Genomic DNA, 17,327 nt, shown 5'->3' with positions numbered 1-17,327 from the left:
TATGAACAAACAACGCGGCTTTACGCTGATCGAACTGATGGTCGTCCTGGTGATACTGGGCATTATTATGGGCCTGGTGGTCCCTAACGTGGTCGGACGAGGGGATGAAGCGCGGGTGACCGCTGCTCAAACTGACATTCAGACCATTGGCCAGGCCTTGGAAATGTACCGGTTACACAACTCCCACTACCCGTCAACCGATCAGGGCCTGGAAGCGCTTGTCAGTAAGCCTTCTGGCAGTCCGGAGCCGAAAAACTGGCGTGGTCCTTATTTGCAGAAAATGCCGAAAGATCCTTGGGAAAACCCGTATGGTTACATTAACGACGGTGGGCAGCCGGAGGTTATTTCCTACGGAGCGGACGGTCGTGAAGGTGGCGAAGACCTGAACCAGGATATCACCTCATCTGACACCGACTGATGACTGCGCACCATCGCCACAAACAGAGTGGGTTTTCCCTGCTCGAGGTCATGATTGTGGTGCTCATCATCGCCATCGGAGCGGCCACTGTGCGCTTATTAACGGTCTCTGAAAACCCTCTCGATGACGTTGAAAAACAAGGACATGCCTTCGAGTTCTGGTTTGGTCAACAGTTGGATCGTGCGCTATTAAGTGGCCAGGAAGTCGGGCTCTACATCACTGAGCACGATATCGCCGCTCTCAGCTGGCGGGAAGGCGATCCAAACTTAGGAGAAAATGATTTCATGTGGGAGCAGGAGTCCACGTGGACAATTCCGGTTGGCGACGACGTGACGGTGGAACTGCTGCTGGATAACCAGAGTCGGGATTGGATTCCGCTAGAGTCAGAAATACCCGAAGATCCTCTGGACTTGTCGCCTCATATCATTTTATTACCCAGCGAAGAATACCAACCTTCATTCACCCTGTTTATGAGCCACGAAGCCGACCGAGAGCAACAGATTACGGTCGTGGGTGATGGTTACAATCGCCTGAAGGTGGCCCGTGATGAACGCTGATCGCGGATTTACCCTGATAGAAGTCATGATCGCTTTGGTTATTTTCGGGCTAACGGCTGCAACCATTGCGTTAGCTAATGTACAGGCGCTGACGTCAGCACGGCAGATCGAAGAGCAGACACAGGCCCGATGGGTTAACCAAAACGAGTTAGCTCGCATTCGTCTTGAAGATGCCTTACCCAACGCGGGTGAATCCACTCGAGAAGTGACGTTCAACGAGCGAAACTGGGAAGTGGATATTGTGATTCGTAATGTCGAAATGGACGTCATTGGCGGATTTTTACGCCATGTTGAGCTCCATGCGCGTCCGGATGGCGAGGAACAGGTTGCGGACGTTTTGCGCGCCGTTATTGGCGAGGCACCGCAATGATCAGGTTGAACTCCGGGTTTACCCTCATTGAGCTGTTACTGTCATTAGCCATCGCCGCATTGATATCTGTGGGCACTCTGACGTTGTTTAATACCAGCATCGGTGCGAAAGATGTGGTGGAAGAACAGTCTCTAAGGTTTGCATCTCTGAACCGGGCCATCCGCGTCATTGAGCAAGATCTGATACAGGTGGCACCTTACCGGTCGGTCCGTGATCCGTTCGGTGATTACGAAGACGCTGTTCACCTTGACTACAATGGGCTTTTTTTAACCCGCGCCGGTTGGGCTCAAAGTCCTTTTCTGGCCATGGAGCGTTCGTCTTTACAACGGGTTCATTACCGACTTGCCGAACCGGGCAGTGAGGTCTGTCCCTGGGCCGAAGACGATGCGGTCGCCGACGAACAAAGCGGATGCCTAGTACGTAGTTACCGGGTTCATCTGGATGACGACGGCTATCTCTCCTGGCAGCACCAAGTGCTGATGACACAGGTTGAAAGTGTAGAATGGCAGTTTCTTCACTTAAATCCGACAACGTCTGAACAAGAGTTCCGCGATGAACCACCGACGTTGAATCCTTCCAGCGGCGTAAAAGAAACGGTTTTGCAGGGCGTTCAGTTTGACATTTCATTATCTGATGGCGGCACCTACCGCCGGTTAATCCAGGTTCCGTCTGAAGTCGTTGTTCCTGAAGGAGCGGGCCAATGAAGAATCGGATGCCGGCTAATGAACAGGGTTATGTACTGCTGCAAGTGATGTTTGTATTTGCCATTCTGATGGTCATTGTCGCTCAGGTGCAATATCAACAGCGCATTCAGGTCGAACGAACCCGACATGTGTTGTTTCTTTCTCAGGCACAGGCTTATGCTGAAAGTGCGGAGGCTATCGCGGAAGTTGGGTTAAGCTTGGATGCCCAATCCAGCAGTACCGACCATCTGTACGAGCTGTGGAACACCACGGAAGCTGTTTTTCCTCTGGATGAAGGCGGCTTGGTTGCAGTTGAAATTAATGACCTTCAGGGTCGCTTCAACCTGAACTGGCTGTCGATGGACAGTGAGTACCGTTCCGGAGCATTACAAGCTTTTGATAAGTTGCTGCTCTTAATCGGCGCGGATGAGAGCATCGCTCAAGAGTTGTATCAGTGGTTCGATGCTGACACGGGGGCCGACTACTTTTATGCCGATGAACAGCCGAGTTACGCTCCGTCATATACCGCCATGGCCGATGTGACCGAGTTGCTGTTACTGAAGAGTGTGGATCAGGAACAATTCGATTTGCTGTCACCCTGGGTCTCTGCGTTGCCAGCGGACTCGGCACTGAACATTAATACGGCGCCCTCGGAAGTTATTCAGACCATCGCCGGATATATCGGACAGGATATTGCGGCTAAAGCCGTGACCGATCGGGGCGAGGAGGGCTTTGATGCGGTCACTGATTTTTTAAATCAGGATGTGTTTAAAGAAAATGAGCAATCTGGAATCTATCTCTCAGAATTGAGCGTTACCTCCGATTGGTTTGAGCTTTATACTGAAATTACCCTGGGTGAAGACACGCTGTCACAGCGGTCCGTTATTCATCGGGATGCGGATGGCGGTCTGACGGTGACGCTTCGGGATCGGTCTGCTACCGAAGCCAACCAACTGCCTGGTGATCCGGTTAAGGCCGCGGCATCTGCAGCGAACCCTGGGAACAATAACGATGCTACGTCGAGCGATGATCCGGCGGGTGAGTTTTAAATGGAGATTGAATGAGCATTCAACTGAGCCTTTACTGGCGTGCTGTTGATCAACTGGAGTGGTACTGGGCCGGCGATTCCGATCGATATTCTGGCACCCTTGAAGATTTGAGCGATCAAAAACAGGAGCGCAATCTGGATGTCTGCCTGACCCGGTTATTTTTACCACCACAGTGGTTCTCGACCGTGGATGTCTCGTTACCGGCAAAATCCCGACGGGTTAGCCTTACGATGTTGCGTTTCGCCGCTGAAGAGTATTTGGCTCAAGACATCGATACGGTTCATTTGGTACTTAAGCAAAAACCCGTTCAGGGCAAGGCAACAATTGAAGCCACCGATCTGAACCGGCTGTCGCTGATCCTGGGCACCCTGAAATCTGCCCAGTTTCAGGTTATCGAAGCTTACAACGCTCAATCCTTTATTGTGCCGGATGATCAGACAGATGATCTTCTGCTTCTGGTGCACAATGAAACCGTCACTGTCAGTGCCCGTAACACCGTTTTTGATGTACATGCCAAAGGCTTCGCACAATGGTTTGAGCTATGGGCCGAACAACAGCAACTGCCTGACGATGCGCGAATCAAACTCATCAGCGAGTCTGCAGAGGGTTCCGCGAAGGCGCTGGCAACGGAGTTCGAAGCTACCGGATATGTGGTTAACTGGCAGGTTCAACCAACGCGACATCTGGTTGATTGGCACGATCAAGCCGAACAAAGACAACCCATCGGCAATCTAATGACCGGGCCTTTCAGCCAAAATCAGGGGCGGCCGAACTACCAGCAATGGTTACCGGCACTGGTTGCCTCTGTCGCCGTGATTGCGCTTTGGACAACCTTGACCGTCTTCGAAAACCAACGTACTGCCGAAAAAATTGACCAGACCTGGCAGGCCAGCGAGGACGTCTTTTTGCAGGTCTTCGGCCAGAATAAACGGATTCAAAGACCCTTAATGGTGCGGGAAATGCGTACCAGGGTCGCTACCGCGGGCAGCGGGGCTTCCGAAACGGATGCTAATGCTCTGACCATACTGCGCGATATCAGCAATGTGCCGGAGTCCTTCATGCTCGAAGACTTCCGCTACAATGCTGATCGCAGCGAAGCCTTTTTTACCTTGGCGAAACCGGTCGGAACGGATGGGGATGCATACAGCCAGTTTGAAGCGCTTAAGAACACATTGGCTCAACAGGGGTATCAGGTTGAGTACTCTGCCAATCAGGAATCGGACCGTTTCCGGGCACAGTTTAAGACGGTTTTAGGAGGAGATGCCTGATGTTTGAAACCTATCTGGAACCATTGCGGGAAAAGTGGTTGTCACTCAGCCGTCGGGATCAACAAGCAGCCCGCTTACTTGGCATTTCACTGCTCATTGCCATCATCGTGTTTGGATTGATCGTTCCGCTGGCCAGTTGGCGACAAGACTTACAGCGAGAGCTGGCCAATGCGCAACAAACGCTCCAGGAGCTGACAGCCTTAGCGCCCCAAGCCATGGCCGTCACCGGTGGGGCCACTGAACTGAACCCCAGTATTATGAACTCTGAAATCCGACGCCAGGCAGCTCGCTACGGCATCGAAATTCAGCGCTTTGAGCCAGACGGTGAACTGCTCCGGGTCTGGCTCGATGATGCTCGCTACCCCTCTGTGGTACAGTGGTTGGGCGGACTGGAAAATATGGGTATCGGGCACACGGAGCTGGCGCTGGATGACCGACCGAATCCTGGCTTTGTGAATGTCCGGGTAACCTTTGGTGTTGGTGGCTAAGGGAGAGTTCTGAATCAGAGGCTGGTCTGGTTTCTTAGCTAAGATCGGGCTTTCCATTCGCACTTTGCGGCGCGTCAGCGTCAGACTCAGGCTAATCGGCTGACTTGGCAAAACCAGGATAATCAGCCATATTTGAATCCATGGAAAACAACAATAAATAGGATCCTCATGTCGAAACCTCAGATAGACCTAAACGACGTCGAAGTGGTCAGAATTGACGAGCGATATAGCCGCCAGGCCCGCTCATTGCTATATCATTCTTACCGGGATGAACCGACTTTCAAATATCTTCTGGATTCGCATCGCCCAGGGTATAAGCAGCGGATCCGCGCGACCATTCGCGAGTTGATCCGCTTGCACTTCGACCGTGGTGAGTTTGTGTTTGGCGTCATGCACAAAAAAGAAGAGCGTTTACTGGGCGTGGCCTTCTTCAGTGACCTCGAACTGAAAATGGATATTTCCCGGCAACTGCTATGGCGCATGAAGATGGTGCTGACCACGGGCTTTGAAGGTACCCGCCGTTTTGTGCAGTATTTCAACGAAGTTCAGGAAAGCCTGCCGGCGAAAAACCATCGTATGGTCAGCCTTATCGGTATCCATCCGGATTTTCAAAAGCAGGGGTTGGGTAAACGACTACTGGAAACCATTCATGATCTGACGGACAAAGATCAAAACTCCATCGGCCTGTTCCTGGACACGGGTAACAATCGGTACTTAGAATTTTATAAGTCGCTCGGATACGAAGTTTATACCGAGTTACCGTTAGGACCCATTCAGGAGTTTGTTTTGTTCCGACCCAACCCCGGGTATGTCGATCGGGCTGCCTGATTTCGTTTTGCATTGAACTTCTGGCAATACCCCTCATCTAAGACAGCAATCGGAGACCTTTGTGGTCTCCTCACGCTTATTCAAAATACCAATCTAAGGATTGTTCCATGAAATACGATTACGATTTGCTGGTGATCGGCGCCGGGTCCGGCGGTGTCCGAGCCGCCCGCATGTCTGCTCAAAAGGGTGCTAAAGTCGCGGTCATTGAGTCCCGTTATCTCGGCGGCACCTGTGTCAATGTCGGTTGTGTCCCCAAAAAACTGTTTGTTTATGCCTCTGAGTTCGCACATGCTTTTCGGGATTCGGTTGGTTATGGCTACACGGTAGACGAAATACCGCGATTTGATTGGGTAACGTTGCGGGACAACAAAACGCAGGAAATTCAGCGCTTAAACGGCGTCTATCAGCGGATGCTGGAAAACGCCGGCGTCGATATCATAACCGGCGAAGGCGAGTTTGTGTCACCTCACGAAGTTAAAGTCGGGTCTGAGGTGTATTCAGCAGAAAACATTCTTATTGCCACGGGCAGTTGGCCGGTAAAAGCGAAAATTCCCGGGCACGAACACACGCTGACGTCGAATGAGTTTTTCTACATGGAAACTTTTCCGAAAGACGTGATCGTCGTGGGTGGCGGCTATATTGCCGTCGAGTTTGCCGGTATTTTGAACGGGCTCGGTGCCAATACCCATCTGGTTTATCGTGGCGAACCGGTGTTGCGGGGTTTTGATCAGGCCGTACGGCATTTTGTGTCCGGCGAGCTGAAGCAGTCAGGTATTCATCTGCATTACCATTGCACCATCGAACGCATCGAAAAACTGGACAGCGGTCGCCTGCAGGTCTTTTTCAATGATGGCGAACAGATGGAGGTCGATGAAGTCATCAACGCCACCGGACGCAAAGCGCTAGTTGAACCGCTGAATCTCGCCGCCGCTGGTGTTGAGGTGGCCCATCACGGCAATCTGGATGTGAACGAGCATTATCAAACCAATGTCAGTCACATTTACGCCATTGGTGATGTCATTGGTCGGGTTCAGCTGACGCCGGTTGCACTGGCAGAAGGCATGTACCTGTCTGAGTTTCTTTTTGGCAACGCACCGAAGAAGGTCAATTATGATCTGATTCCAACGGCCGTTTTCTGTCAGCCAAACATCGGAACCGTCGGGGTCACGGAAGAGCAGGCTATTGAGGCTTACGATGCCGTCGACGTCTACGAAAGCCAGTTCCGGCCAATGAAAAACACCCTGTCCGGCAGCGCCGAGCGCATGTACATGAAGCTATTGGTCGATGCATCGACGGATCGGGTGATTGGCTGTCATATGGTTGGGCAGGATGCCGGCGAAATCATCCAGGGGATTGGCGTGGCCATGAATGCCGGTGCTACCAAAGCGGACTTTGACCGAACGATCGGAATTCATCCGACGGCCGCGGAAGAGTTTGTGACCATGCGCGAGGTCAGTCGCCGGGTAGGGCGCAGCGTTACGCCGGGTTGATCTTCTTGCTCCGAGCGCTGGCATGTCGGGCCTGTCGCTCGACATCAATATAACGGTCGGTGATGGCGCTGGAGCCATGACCGGCGTCATCCCGGACGTGTTCACGCGGACGAAACTTAACGTCTTCTGAAATGCCCGTATGGCGGAGCCAGTGAACGGTCGCGGTTTCAAGGGCCGCGGCTTCTTCCGTTTCACCCTGCGCTCGTAACCGGTCTGTCGCCAGGTCGAAACATTCCTGAACGATAAAGCGAATCTGCCGCGTGCTTGCAATGCCTCCCTTGCCCCGAACCTTTGGAATCAGCGGAGTATGTTCCCCTGGTAGCGGGAGCGAGCTTAAGCCCAGAAACTGACGAAATCGTCGGAGCGCGACCAACATATCGTCTGACACCGAAATATCGCGTTCTTTGTTGCCTTTACCGACCGTCGTAAACCACCAGTTGTCGTGTGAATCTTTCCAGAAATCGGACATGGACGGTTGCCAGCGTTCGGATTCCGCAAGTTCAGAGATCCGTAAATACAACCCAAACAGACAGCTGACAATAAACAACGCCCGTTCCCATTTGGCCGGGTCTTCATCAAGTACTGCTTGGATGGCATTGAGCACCTCATGCCATTGAGCTTCAGACAGCCGGCGAATTGTGTCAGCACCCTGACGCTTACGAAGAAACTTGCCTTTTTGGCGGATTTGAGCAACCGGGTTCAGGGCAACATGATCTTCCTGAATCAAAAAATTAAAGTAGGTACTGAGCACTGAAAAGATGGCCTGCAAACCGGATTGCGACAGCTCATAGTTTTTCGCGTCGGCGGTTTCTCCGGCTTTTCTGGCTCGCTTGGTCACTTTGGCCACAAAGGGGCGCCATTGTGGATTCACAACCCGCTGACCACCGGAGTTCAGGAAACGTTGGACGCTCTTAGTGCCAATCCAGTGTTTTGGTGGTGATTGGCAAAAATGCACAAAGGCTTCGATATGCTGACGACGAACCTGGTCGAGTGACAAACCTTCAACGAACCAGCACCATTGCAGGAAGCGTTCAATTTCCCGTCGATAAGACGCAAAGGTGTCCGGGCTGCCCCGATAAGTGTACAGAAACTGAGCAGATCGGGTCGCGTCCTGTTGTAAGGCGGTCTTCGAGACGTCGGAGAGTTTTAAAATGTCATCAGAGACCTGAAACGGATATCGAAATGGGTTTTCGAACTCATTCAGGTTATCAAATATCGGTTGTAGCGTATGTTTGCTCAATTCCGGTTCCCAATGACATTGTCACATCGATGTGCGGAAAGTTTACCTTGGGCATGATGGCTTTGCATGGGGTTTGACGGCTTATTGCCGTTTATGAGAACACCGGAATCAGTTTTCGACCAGCCACTGTTGCAGATCAATCAGGGTGATGGGGTTATCCAGGTAGGCGCCTCGTTCGATGAAAACCGAATTACCAAGCTGTTGGGGTTTATCTACGATGGTATGGCCAGAAAACACCCAATCAACGCCTTTCACCGGTTGTCGGTTGTTGCGTTTTAGTCGGGTACGGCCCCAGAGCCATTCGATGATGGCTTCATCCTCAGCATCATAACGCTCACCCCAGTGTTCACCGGTATACTCTGCGTGGCAAATGCCGACCGTGTAATCCTGACAAGGCAGGGTAATGGTCAACGGCAGGTACTGCAGAGTATCGGCCCAATCCTGTTGTGCGACGTCCGGGTGATTCAAAACCCAGCTGCCGCCGTTTAACAGCCAGCGACTCCAGAGTGCATCGGTTTGTTGATTGACCGTTTCGATGAGCATTTGCTCATGGTTCCCCCGCACCGCCCAAAACCAGGGTTCTTCCAGCAGAGAAAGACAGCCGGCGCTGTCCGGCCCACGATCAATCAGATCGCCAACGCTGATCAGCCGATCGTGAGCCTCTGAAAAGTCGACGTCCTGCAATGCCTGATCGAGCTGGGCACGATGGCCGTGCAAGTCTGAGACAATAAAATCTCTGCCGACTTTGTTTTCCGGTAAAATCAGGTGAGGCTGAAATCGGGTACGTTGCACATTCGAGACCATAGCGGCAATATGATCACGCCTTTTCCCCAATAGCAACCATGACCTTAGTCACTGTGCGCAGAGTCACAGTTCGGCTTACACTGCAGGACATCCATTGAACAGAATCTCGCATCTCGTGTATCAGAATTCTATCGCCCAGAATCTCGAAGGTATGACCGGTTATCTGGCCTGGGCGGTTGTGTGCTATCTCACACTCAGTTCTCAGCCAACCGATACATTGAACGGCCAGCTCAGGCTGTTTGCTGTCGTACTTTGTCTGCTGTTATTTATTATCGGCTTTTATCTGACCACACGCGATCAGGAATATACGCGCATGGACAAGCGTATCCGGCAGTGGTCGATAATTGCCCAGCTGGTGTCCGTTATCCTTATTCGGCTGATCACCAACTCGGGAGTCATTGCCATCCTGGGTGTGGCCCTGGCGGCACAGCTGCCCATTCGGTTCAGCCGTCTGGTTGCTTATTTTGGCGTTATGGCTCTGGTCGCTCTGGATTGGTATTTCAATGCGTTCTATTGGTCAGTGGAGGATGCCCTGGTTTGGACCTCCTTAGCAGGCGCCTTCAATCTGTTTGCGTTTCGAATGAGTCAGCGGGTGCTTCAGGAACAGGAAGCGCGTGACGAGATTAGCATGTTGAACCGTGAGCTGATTGCGACTCAGGCCTTGTTGCAGGAGTCGACTAAACAGAGTGAGCGTCTTCGTATTTCCCGTGATCTCCATGACGGCTTGGGTCACCATTTGACGGCACTTATCTTAAAACTGCAGTACTTAACTTACACCACCAGTGGTGAAAACCAGACACTGGTGAAAGAAGCGCATGACATGGCCAAACAACTGCTGACGGATGTCCGCGAGACGGTTAGCGAAATGCGTGAAAATTCAAATATCGGTCTGGAAGATGCGCTGGAAGCACTGATTTCTCAGATTCCACGATTAAAAATTGAGCTGGATATTGATCCGGCCTTGCAACTGCCGGATGCGAAAACGGCCGATACCTTGTTCCGCTGTGTGCAAGAAGGCATCACCAACACACTCAAACATGGTAATGCGTCTGAAATGTCCATTCGATTGACGCAAGTTGACAGCAATGTAGAACTGCAGATTCATGACAACGGATACTGCCAGTTTGGTTTCAGCGAAGGGAACGGGTTAACCGGAATGAGAGAGCGCATTGAAAAACTGCGTGGTCAGTTAACCGTATCAACAAAACGTGGGTTCGGATTGGTTATTCGTATTCCCACCATGGAGGCACTATGAGCTCAGAGGATAAAGCAACCATCAAGGTCATGCTGGTTGATGATCAGAACCTGGTCAGAGAGGGTATTAAATCCCTGTTGAACCTGGCCGGCCATATCACCATTGTCGGTGAAGCAGGGGACGGCGAAGAGGCGCTTACCGTGATGACTGAGCTGCAACCCGATGTTGTGCTCATGGACATCCGCATGCCGAAAATGGATGGCATCACCGCTGTTAAAACCATGAAAGAGCAGAACATCGATATACCGGTCATCATCCTGACGACCTTTGATGATCATGAGTTGGTTCTGAGTGGTATTCGTGCGGGTGCCCGGGGGTTCCTGCTCAAAGATGTCTCTTTGGAAGCATTGGTCGAAGCGATTGATACGGTCTCGTCTGGGGACACCCTGATTCAGCCAGCAGTGACTGAGCGAGTGATCAAGGGCTTTACTGAATTGCAAAAAGAAGGTCAGAGCAAAGTTGAGAAGGAACCCGTACAGGATCCATTGACTCAACGGGAAATTGAAATTCTCCGACTCATGGCCGGCGGTTATTCGAACAAAGAAATTTCCCGGGCGATATTTAAATCAGAGGGAACCATTAAGAATCACGTCTCTAACATTCTCGCAAAGTTGGGGGTCAGAGACCGAACCCGGGCTGTGTTAAAAGCGCTGGAACTGGGTGTGATATGATTTAACGTCTACAAGGTAGTCGTTAATGATTTAGTGAACCACCCTTTACCACGCGGTATGCGCAGGGCTATACTAACTCTTTATTGGCTACCTTGTAGATAAAACATGCCTCGACCACGCTACCAACTGAACGCCGATGACTGGTTCGATTGTCTGGACTGGCTCGATTATCAGTTGCAACAGCCCAACTGGTTAAGTGAACCGGATCATCCGATTCACCGATTTGGGTTATCGACACTGAAAGAATGCGTCGTGCAATGGCGAGACATTGAACGGCCGACGAAAGATCTCTGTCAGTCAACTCAGACCATTCTGGAAGAATCACTGACGATGGACGACTGGGGGCGATTGCGGAAATCCCTCTCAGCACGGAAGCGGCGACGACGGGAACGGCAACGTCATAGTAAGGCCATGAACATCACCTTGACGCCGGCTGCCCATGAAGCTCTGCAAGAGTTTCGGACGCTCTCTGGTGCGGCCACATTCAGTGATGCACTGGAAAATCACCTGACTCAGGCTCTGGCTGAGCTGAGAATCCAGCATGAACGCCAGTTAACCGATGAGCTGAAAGCCAAGCTCGCCCCACTCAAGGCCTCTGAACTGATCCGGGAAGTAGAAAAGTATCTGGAGTTGGCGCAGACCAGGCGATCATTGGCAAACTCCTGCAAAATCGCGCATCAGCTGTTCATCAAGCGACCCGATCGCGACAGTTTGCGTCTGGTTCGTGATCGGTTTATTGAAGATCTGATCTGGAATGAAAGTCACCTGAAAATTGCCCACTCTCAGTTAGTGCCGCTGAAAGTGAAGGACGTAGCATCGCAATCGTAGTGATCGTTTGGATAGGTTAAATAAAAAAGGGGAGCTAAAGTGCTCCCCTTTTGGGTGTTTCTACTCAGTTCTGAGTTTTATTGATAAACGCGAACGTAATCGATATACATCCGGGTAGTCGGGAAGTTCGCATGATCCGGATCACCTGGCCAGTTACCGCCTACGGCCAGGTTCAGCAGGAACCAGAACGGCTGGTCATAAACGTACTCGCCGTATTGTTCCACTTCACCGCGGGTAATGCTGTAGAAGTTGATGTCATCAACAAACCAGCGAATACCATTGGCATCCCATTCTACTGCGTAAACATGATATCCCTGATCAATACTCTGGCTGTGCTCTAACCAGCCGGTGATGGGGGTGTTGCCGGAGTAGCCGGGGCCATGCAGGGCGCCGGAGGTGACATTATTGGTATTCACATGCTCCATAATGTCGATCTCGCCACCTTGCGGCCAGCTCTGGGTATTGTAGGCATCGCCCAACATCCAAAAAGCAGGCCAGATACCCTGAACTCGAGGGAGCTTCATGCGGGCTTCCAGTCGACCGTATTGGAAGCTCTTTTTATATCGTGTGGTGATTTTACCGGATGTGTAGCCACAGTTGCCACCATGCCAGCAGGTTCCGCCCTGTTCCTGACGAGCCTCAATGACGAGCACGTTAGAGCCAGCTTGCTCATCATACTGAATGCTCAGGTTTTGCCCGTTTGAGTACCATTGCAGCTCATTGTTACCAAAGCCATGACCACCGGTTTCGATGTTCCAGACTGATAAATCCAGGGTGTCAAACTCATCGCTCCAGGTCACATTCGTCGGCGGCTCGGGGTCCGGATTGGTAGAGCCACCGCTGACAATCTCAACCCAATTGATGTTAAAACCACCGGTCAGTGCATACAGGCCCAGCGCATGGTTACCTGCGCTCAGGTAAGTAGAAATCTCAACCGTCTGCCAGGACTGCCAACCGCCGGTTTCGGGAATATTGACTGTGCCCACGGCATGAGTACCGGCATCAAAGTCGACGTTCAGTTGACCGCCGGCTTCGCTGGCAACGCGCAGTTTGAGCGTGTAGTTGCCATCCGCCGGAATCGATACAGCAGGGTAAGCCAGCCACTCGCCGGTTTCCCACCAACCGACGTTGTAACCGCCACCGGTATCGGAAGTTGTTTCAATATCAACGGCATCTGAGCGATACGCGCCACCCAGGTTGGCCGGGGTGGTATCGTTAAAATCAACATAATCTTCTGCTTCGATGCGCATGCCGGTTGGGGGAGGGTTGGTATTGACGGGCTCGACGCTGATCCAGTTAAAGTTCACATTACCGGTGCCGGTATAGACGCCTAAGTCGTATTGCCCGGACTGCAGATCGACCGTATGTTCCAACGTTGTCCAGCTTTGCCAGCCGCCGGTGTTTGGCACTTCAAAAGTGCCCAATACCTGAGAGCCGGCGTTTAAATCGACAGAAAGCTGACCACTTTGCCCACTGGCGACACGCACTTTTACCCGATACTGGCCATTTTGTGGGATGTTCAGACCGCCGTAGCTCAGCCATTCGCCAACATCCATCCAGCCAACATTGTAGCCGCCGCCGGTATCCTGAGTGGCTTCAATATCGACAGCGTCACTGCGATAAGCACCTCCACTGTTGCCGGCAGTGGTATCGTAATAGTTAGTGTAATCCTCGGCCTGAAACGTCTGCGCATTGAGCGATGCAGCGGCCATTAACGCCGTGCACAACAGCGACACGCGGCAGGGTACTCCTGATTTTATTATCATTTTATTACCTTCAATCCAAATGAATGTAGAACACCTCGACAGTGTTCAACGGCGTACGATACCAACTCAGTTTTTTCCTTTTCCCCGACTGTGTCGCAAAAAGAGCAAAAAATGTAAGCGGTTACATGATCGTTATTTGATCAGTCCTGGGAAAGAACTCAGCGAAATCATTGATGTGTCATTAAAAGCTGATCCTACCTAAGTACGACTAAACAACGCTTGCCAGCAACCAACGATTTGGTTTAAGTTGAAACCTGAATCACTTGTCAGGTTGGAAAATGGACTCAATCGCTAAGCTCAGTCAGGTCGCTGCGCCTAAAACCCGACGCGGACAGGCAACCTTGGAGAAAATCCTTCTTGCTGCCGAATCAGAGTTTGCGGAAAAAGGTTTTCATGACGGCTCCATCAGTGGCATTGCGCATCGAGCGGGGATCGGGCAGGGGACGTTTTATCTGTATTTTAAATGCAAAGAGGATGTTCTCCGTGAGCTGGTCCTGTTCATTAACCGTTCGCTGCGGGCGTTGTTGTCTGAAGCCATCATCGACGTGTCTGACCGAATTGATGCCGAGCGAATCGGTCTGCGCACATTTCTTGAATACATTCAGGCGCACCCCGGTTTATACCGGATCCTGCAGGAAAGTCAGTTTGTCGATCCTGAAGTTTACCGTGCGTATTACGAGTCCTTCGCTCAGGGTTACAACGACGCGTTAATGGCTGCTCAACAGCGCGGCGGTATCCGCGACGGTGACACCGAAGCCTGGACCTGGTCGATGATGGGCATGATGCATTTCATCGGGCAGCGGTTTGTGGTCTGGGATACCGAGCGTACATTGGATGACATTGTCGACAGCACCATCGATTTACTCAGCCATGGGTTAAAACCATGAACCCGATTAACGACCCGGTCGGACAGTTGGCCACCCGTTTCGAGCGGCGGATAGCCCTGATCGATGCGGATTCCGCTGAACAATGGTCTTATCAGGACCTGCATCGCCAGGTTCAGAACTGGTGTGGATTTTTAAAGGCCAAGGGTCTGCAAAGTGGGCAGGTTGTGGTTTGGATTACACGGAATCGGATTGATTTTTTTGCCGCCTTATTTGCTGCACAGAAAACCGGCGTGGTATTGCTACCACTGAACTGGCGTGAGAGCTTATCCGTTCAGGTTTCGATCCTGAAACTGGCTTCACCGTCGCTGATTATTTATGAGCATCTGTTTCAAGACGCATCCATACACCTGCAACGGCTCACCGGAACGCAATCCGTCGATGTCGCCGATGTGGTTACCCAAAACTGGCCGGCGGCGTCACTACCAAAACAGCCGTCCGATGTGCCCTGGTACTTGATTTTCACCTCCGGTACGACAGGCGTTCCCAAAGCGGTGATCAATACCTGGGATATGCATGAAGCCAATGTTCGCAATGTTGCCAGCCGGGTGGCATTAAGTGAACAGGATCAGACATTGTCCATTCTGCCCCAGTACCATACGGCTGGAATCAACCTCTTTGCCTTGCCTGTGCTGATGAACGGCGGCTCGGTGAGGGTATATGCCGAGGCTGATCCGGACAAACTGTTGGACGATTTAAAAAACACGCCAATTAACCTGATTTTGCTGGTTCCGACGTTACTGCAGAAGCTCGCCGATACCGCCGGTTTTACGGAACTGCCTCAGCACCGCTCTGCATTTAAGCTGTTCGCCAGTGGCGGGGCGCCTTTGAGTCATTCTTTGTGGCAACAATGGCAGGCAACTGGATTTGTCATTCAAAACGGCTGTGGTTTGACGGAGTCCGGCCCGACCCTCTTTTTGCAAACCTATGAAGAAGCCGAGAATCAACCCTGTGCCATTGGTAACCCGGTACCTAACACAGACGTTCGCCTCGTGGGTCCTGACCACCAAGACGTCGAACCCGGGGAACCCGGTGAAATCTGGATTCGCGGTGACGCCGTCACGCTCGGGTACTGGCGCAACAGCAAAGCGAACTCGATGGCTTTTGTCGGTGAATGGTTCAGAACCGGCGACATTGCCCGGCGCGAGCACGATCAGTTTACTTTGGTCGATCGAATGAGCGACATGTACATCTGCGGTGGTGAAAACGTCTTTCCCAATGAAGTCGAAGACGTTCTGTTGCACTTCCGCGGTGTCGAAGAAGTGGTCGTGCTCGGCGAACCGCACCCGCTTTGGGGCGAAACCGGCGTTGCTTTTGTCGTACAGACCCCCGGTTATTTCCTGAAGGCAGACGATCTTCAAACCTTTTGCCGTACCCGATTGGCTCGGTACAAGGTCCCGACACGCATTGAGTTTGTCGACGAATTACCCAAAACCGCGACCGGAAAAATCCGGCGTGGAATCGTGCTGAACTGGGTACGCCCAGAGCAGTACTCGCAATAAAACAACAATAACAGGAGAGTAAAATGACCAAACCACGAGTCGCGATTACCTTCGGGGTGGCGCTGACGGCATTGGCTTCCATTGCATCAGCCGATATAAAAATTGCACACATCTATCCGGGGTCCGGTCCGTTGGGCGTGTATGGTAAACAATCGCATGACGGGTTCATGTTGGGATTGGAATACGCCACAGACGGTTCGATGATGATTAACGGCGAAAAAATCGTCGTCATCGAAAAGGACTCCCAGGCAAACCCGGAAATGGGTCGCTCTTTACTGGAAGAAGCCTACGCCGACGATGAGGTGGATCTTGCCGTCGGACCGGTGTCATCCGGTGTGGCCATGGCGATGCTGCCGGTTGCTGAAGAGTACGAAAAGCTCCTAATTGTAGAACCGGCCGTTGCGGACTCCATTACGGGTCCGGACTCCAACCGGTACATCTTTCATACAGGTCGAAACTCTTCTCAGGATGCCATTGCTAATGCCAAAGCCATTGGCCGCCCGGGCGTGAGCATTGCTGTACTGGCGCAGGATTACGCCTTTGGGCGTGATGGTGTTGCTGCGTTTAAGGCTGCTCTGGAAGGGACTGGTGCCGACTTGGTTCACGAAGAATATGTACCTACCACAACAACGGATTTTACCGCCGCAGGTCAACGGCTGTTTGATGCGCTGAAAGATGAAGACGGTGAAAAGCTCATCTACACCATCTGGGCGGGCAGTGGTAATCCAATGTCAAAATTGCAGGCCATGAACCCTGAACGGTACGACATCGGTTTTGCCCTGGCTGGAAACATTCTAGCGGCATTGCCTGCGTATAAGCAGTTTCCCGGCGCAGAAGGGGCTACCTATTACTATTACGAAAACCCAAACAATGCGATTAACGACTGGCTGGTCAGTGAACATCAAAAACGATTCGATTCACCGCCGGACATGTTCACCGCAGGCGGAATGAGCGCAGCATTGGCTATTGTTAATGCGATTGAATCCGCCAACTCAACGGACACGGAAGATCTGATTGAGACCATGGAAGGCATGAGTTGGGAAACGCCAAAAGGCACCATGACATTCCGCAAAGAAGATCATCAGGCGCTGCAACCGATGTATCACTTCAAGGTTGTGGATGACGACGCCTACGATTGGGCCCGTCTGGAACTGGTTCGTGAAATTCCGGTCTCCGAAATGGATGTCCCGGTCGGTCGAACCAACCGCTAACACGTCTCTGGGGCA

General features: G+C 51.9%; 18 protein-coding genes. 15 read left to right on the top strand and 3 right to left on the bottom strand.

From position 1 onward, the window contains the following. Nucleotide 1 precedes the first annotated feature (1 nt). From gspG to gorA, 9 genes are all read left to right on the top strand, one after another. On the top strand, nucleotides 2–418 hold the full coding sequence (gspG, locus tag MED297_RS06780; protein WP_008043503.1) for a type II secretion system major pseudopilin GspG: 417 nt from the start codon (nucleotides 2–4) through the stop codon (nucleotides 416–418). Continuing rightward, complete coding sequence (locus MED297_RS06775; RefSeq protein WP_008043501.1) at nucleotides 418–975, top strand: prepilin-type N-terminal cleavage/methylation domain-containing protein; 558 nt, start codon at nucleotides 418–420, stop codon at nucleotides 973–975. Before gspG ends, MED297_RS06775 begins: the two co-directional genes overlap by 1 nt. Beyond that, a complete protein-coding gene (locus MED297_RS21130) occupies nucleotides 965–1,345 on the top strand; it encodes a type II secretion system protein (RefSeq protein ID WP_008043499.1) in 381 nt (126 codons plus the stop codon). Before MED297_RS06775 ends, MED297_RS21130 begins: the two co-directional genes overlap by 11 nt. Continuing rightward, nucleotides 1,342–2,049 carry a type II secretion system minor pseudopilin GspJ gene (gene gspJ / locus MED297_RS06765; RefSeq protein WP_008043497.1) on the top strand — a complete coding sequence of 236 codons (708 nt, stop codon included), beginning with the start codon at nucleotides 1,342–1,344 and terminating at the stop codon, nucleotides 2,047–2,049. Before MED297_RS21130 ends, gspJ begins: the two co-directional genes overlap by 4 nt. Next, entirely contained in the window at nucleotides 2,046–3,077 is a 1,032-nt protein-coding gene (gene gspK, locus MED297_RS06760) for a type II secretion system minor pseudopilin GspK (protein ID WP_008043495.1), read from the top strand. Before gspJ ends, gspK begins: the two co-directional genes overlap by 4 nt. 11 nt (nucleotides 3,078–3,088) lie before the next feature. Continuing rightward, nucleotides 3,089–4,345, top strand: a complete 1,257-nt coding sequence (gene gspL / locus MED297_RS06755) for a type II secretion system protein GspL (RefSeq protein WP_008043493.1) — start codon at nucleotides 3,089–3,091, stop codon at nucleotides 4,343–4,345. Further along, nucleotides 4,345–4,833: a type II secretion system protein GspM gene (gene gspM, locus MED297_RS06750; protein WP_008043492.1), complete on the top strand. Its 489-nt coding sequence runs from the start codon at nucleotides 4,345–4,347 to the stop codon at nucleotides 4,831–4,833. Before gspL ends, gspM begins: the two co-directional genes overlap by 1 nt. A gap of 168 nt (nucleotides 4,834–5,001) precedes the next feature. After that, nucleotides 5,002–5,661 (top strand): GNAT family N-acetyltransferase, encoded by a 660-nt coding sequence (locus tag MED297_RS06745; RefSeq protein ID WP_008043491.1) that lies wholly within the window; start codon nucleotides 5,002–5,004, stop codon nucleotides 5,659–5,661. 107 nt (nucleotides 5,662–5,768) lie between these two features. Further along, complete coding sequence (gene gorA, locus MED297_RS06740) at nucleotides 5,769–7,151, top strand: glutathione-disulfide reductase (protein ID WP_008043490.1); 1,383 nt, start codon at nucleotides 5,769–5,771, stop codon at nucleotides 7,149–7,151. On the opposite strand, the gene MED297_RS06735 is transcribed toward gorA, so the two are convergent. Then, the gene (locus tag MED297_RS06735; protein ID WP_008043489.1) at nucleotides 7,138–8,391 is read right to left on the bottom strand and encodes a tyrosine-type recombinase/integrase; all 1,254 of its coding nucleotides are present in this window, start codon (nucleotides 8,389–8,391) and stop codon (nucleotides 7,138–7,140) included. The genes gorA and MED297_RS06735 overlap by 14 nt on opposite strands. A 108-nt stretch (nucleotides 8,392–8,499) precedes the next feature. Then, a complete protein-coding gene (locus tag MED297_RS06730) occupies nucleotides 8,500–9,183 on the bottom strand; it encodes a metallophosphoesterase (protein WP_161599279.1) in 684 nt (227 codons plus the stop codon). Between the two features lie 127 nt (nucleotides 9,184–9,310). Between MED297_RS06730 and MED297_RS06725 the strand changes: the two genes are divergently transcribed. The 3 genes from MED297_RS06725 to MED297_RS06715 all read left to right on the top strand — a co-directional run bounded on the left by MED297_RS06725 (nucleotide 9,311) and on the right by MED297_RS06715 (nucleotide 11,949). Next, nucleotides 9,311–10,450 (top strand): sensor histidine kinase, encoded by a 1,140-nt coding sequence (locus MED297_RS06725; protein ID WP_008043487.1) that lies wholly within the window; start codon nucleotides 9,311–9,313, stop codon nucleotides 10,448–10,450. After that, nucleotides 10,447–11,121, top strand: coding sequence for a response regulator (locus MED297_RS06720; protein ID WP_008043486.1), 675 nt, complete (start codon nucleotides 10,447–10,449; stop codon nucleotides 11,119–11,121). Before MED297_RS06725 ends, MED297_RS06720 begins: the two co-directional genes overlap by 4 nt. A gap of 105 nt (nucleotides 11,122–11,226) precedes the next feature. Then, entirely contained in the window at nucleotides 11,227–11,949 is a 723-nt protein-coding gene (locus tag MED297_RS06715) for a hypothetical protein (RefSeq protein ID WP_008043485.1), read from the top strand. A 77-nt stretch (nucleotides 11,950–12,026) separates the two neighbouring features. Here MED297_RS06715 and MED297_RS06710 read toward each other — a convergent pair whose 3' ends face one another. Continuing rightward, a complete protein-coding gene (locus tag MED297_RS06710; RefSeq protein ID WP_237613419.1) occupies nucleotides 12,027–13,685 on the bottom strand; it encodes a carbohydrate-binding protein in 1,659 nt (552 codons plus the stop codon). 308 nt (nucleotides 13,686–13,993) lie between these two features. Here MED297_RS06710 and MED297_RS06705 point away from each other — a divergent pair, with 308 nt between their 5' ends. Genes MED297_RS06705 through MED297_RS06695 form a run of 3 tightly spaced genes read left to right on the top strand, consistent with a single transcriptional unit; the run spans nucleotide 13,994 to nucleotide 17,312 of the window. Continuing rightward, nucleotides 13,994–14,602 carry a TetR/AcrR family transcriptional regulator gene (locus MED297_RS06705; RefSeq protein ID WP_008043483.1) on the top strand — a complete coding sequence of 203 codons (609 nt, stop codon included), beginning with the start codon at nucleotides 13,994–13,996 and terminating at the stop codon, nucleotides 14,600–14,602. Then, a complete protein-coding gene (locus MED297_RS06700) occupies nucleotides 14,599–16,101 on the top strand; it encodes a class I adenylate-forming enzyme family protein (RefSeq protein ID WP_008043482.1) in 1,503 nt (500 codons plus the stop codon). The genes MED297_RS06705 and MED297_RS06700 overlap by 4 nt, the downstream gene beginning before the upstream one ends. 23 nt (nucleotides 16,102–16,124) lie before the next feature. Continuing rightward, nucleotides 16,125–17,312 carry a substrate-binding domain-containing protein gene (locus MED297_RS06695; RefSeq protein WP_008043479.1) on the top strand — a complete coding sequence of 396 codons (1,188 nt, stop codon included), beginning with the start codon at nucleotides 16,125–16,127 and terminating at the stop codon, nucleotides 17,310–17,312. Nucleotides 17,313–17,327 lie beyond the last annotated feature (15 nt).

It is taken from the genome of Reinekea blandensis MED297 (assembly GCF_000153185.1).
In the GTDB taxonomy this organism is placed as follows: Bacteria; Pseudomonadota; Gammaproteobacteria; order Pseudomonadales; family Natronospirillaceae; genus Reinekea; species Reinekea blandensis.
Note: the sequence above shows the minus strand (reverse complement) of the source record. Positions and strands in the feature narration are given on the sequence as shown.

Coding starts and splice junctions, on each gene's coding strand:
- gspG (WP_008043503.1), top strand. CDS start 2: ATGAACAAACAACGCGGCTTTACGCTGATCGAACTGATGGTCGTCCTG.
- gspK (WP_008043495.1), top strand. CDS start 2,046: ATGAAGAATCGGATGCCGGCTAATGAACAGGGTTATGTACTGCTGCAA.
- gspL (WP_008043493.1), top strand. CDS start 3,089: ATGAGCATTCAACTGAGCCTTTACTGGCGTGCTGTTGATCAACTGGAG.
- gspM (WP_008043492.1), top strand. CDS start 4,345: ATGTTTGAAACCTATCTGGAACCATTGCGGGAAAAGTGGTTGTCACTC.
- gorA (WP_008043490.1), top strand. CDS start 5,769: ATGAAATACGATTACGATTTGCTGGTGATCGGCGCCGGGTCCGGCGGT.
- MED297_RS06695 (WP_008043479.1), top strand. CDS start 16,125: ATGACCAAACCACGAGTCGCGATTACCTTCGGGGTGGCGCTGACGGCA.
- MED297_RS21130 (WP_008043499.1), top strand. CDS start 965: ATGAACGCTGATCGCGGATTTACCCTGATAGAAGTCATGATCGCTTTG.
- MED297_RS06715 (WP_008043485.1), top strand. CDS start 11,227: ATGCCTCGACCACGCTACCAACTGAACGCCGATGACTGGTTCGATTGT.
- MED297_RS06705 (WP_008043483.1), top strand. CDS start 13,994: ATGGACTCAATCGCTAAGCTCAGTCAGGTCGCTGCGCCTAAAACCCGA.
- MED297_RS06745 (WP_008043491.1), top strand. CDS start 5,002: ATGTCGAAACCTCAGATAGACCTAAACGACGTCGAAGTGGTCAGAATT.
- MED297_RS06700 (WP_008043482.1), top strand. CDS start 14,599: ATGAACCCGATTAACGACCCGGTCGGACAGTTGGCCACCCGTTTCGAG.
- MED297_RS06775 (WP_008043501.1), top strand. CDS start 418: ATGACTGCGCACCATCGCCACAAACAGAGTGGGTTTTCCCTGCTCGAG.
- gspJ (WP_008043497.1), top strand. CDS start 1,342: ATGATCAGGTTGAACTCCGGGTTTACCCTCATTGAGCTGTTACTGTCA.
- MED297_RS06720 (WP_008043486.1), top strand. CDS start 10,447: ATGAGCTCAGAGGATAAAGCAACCATCAAGGTCATGCTGGTTGATGAT.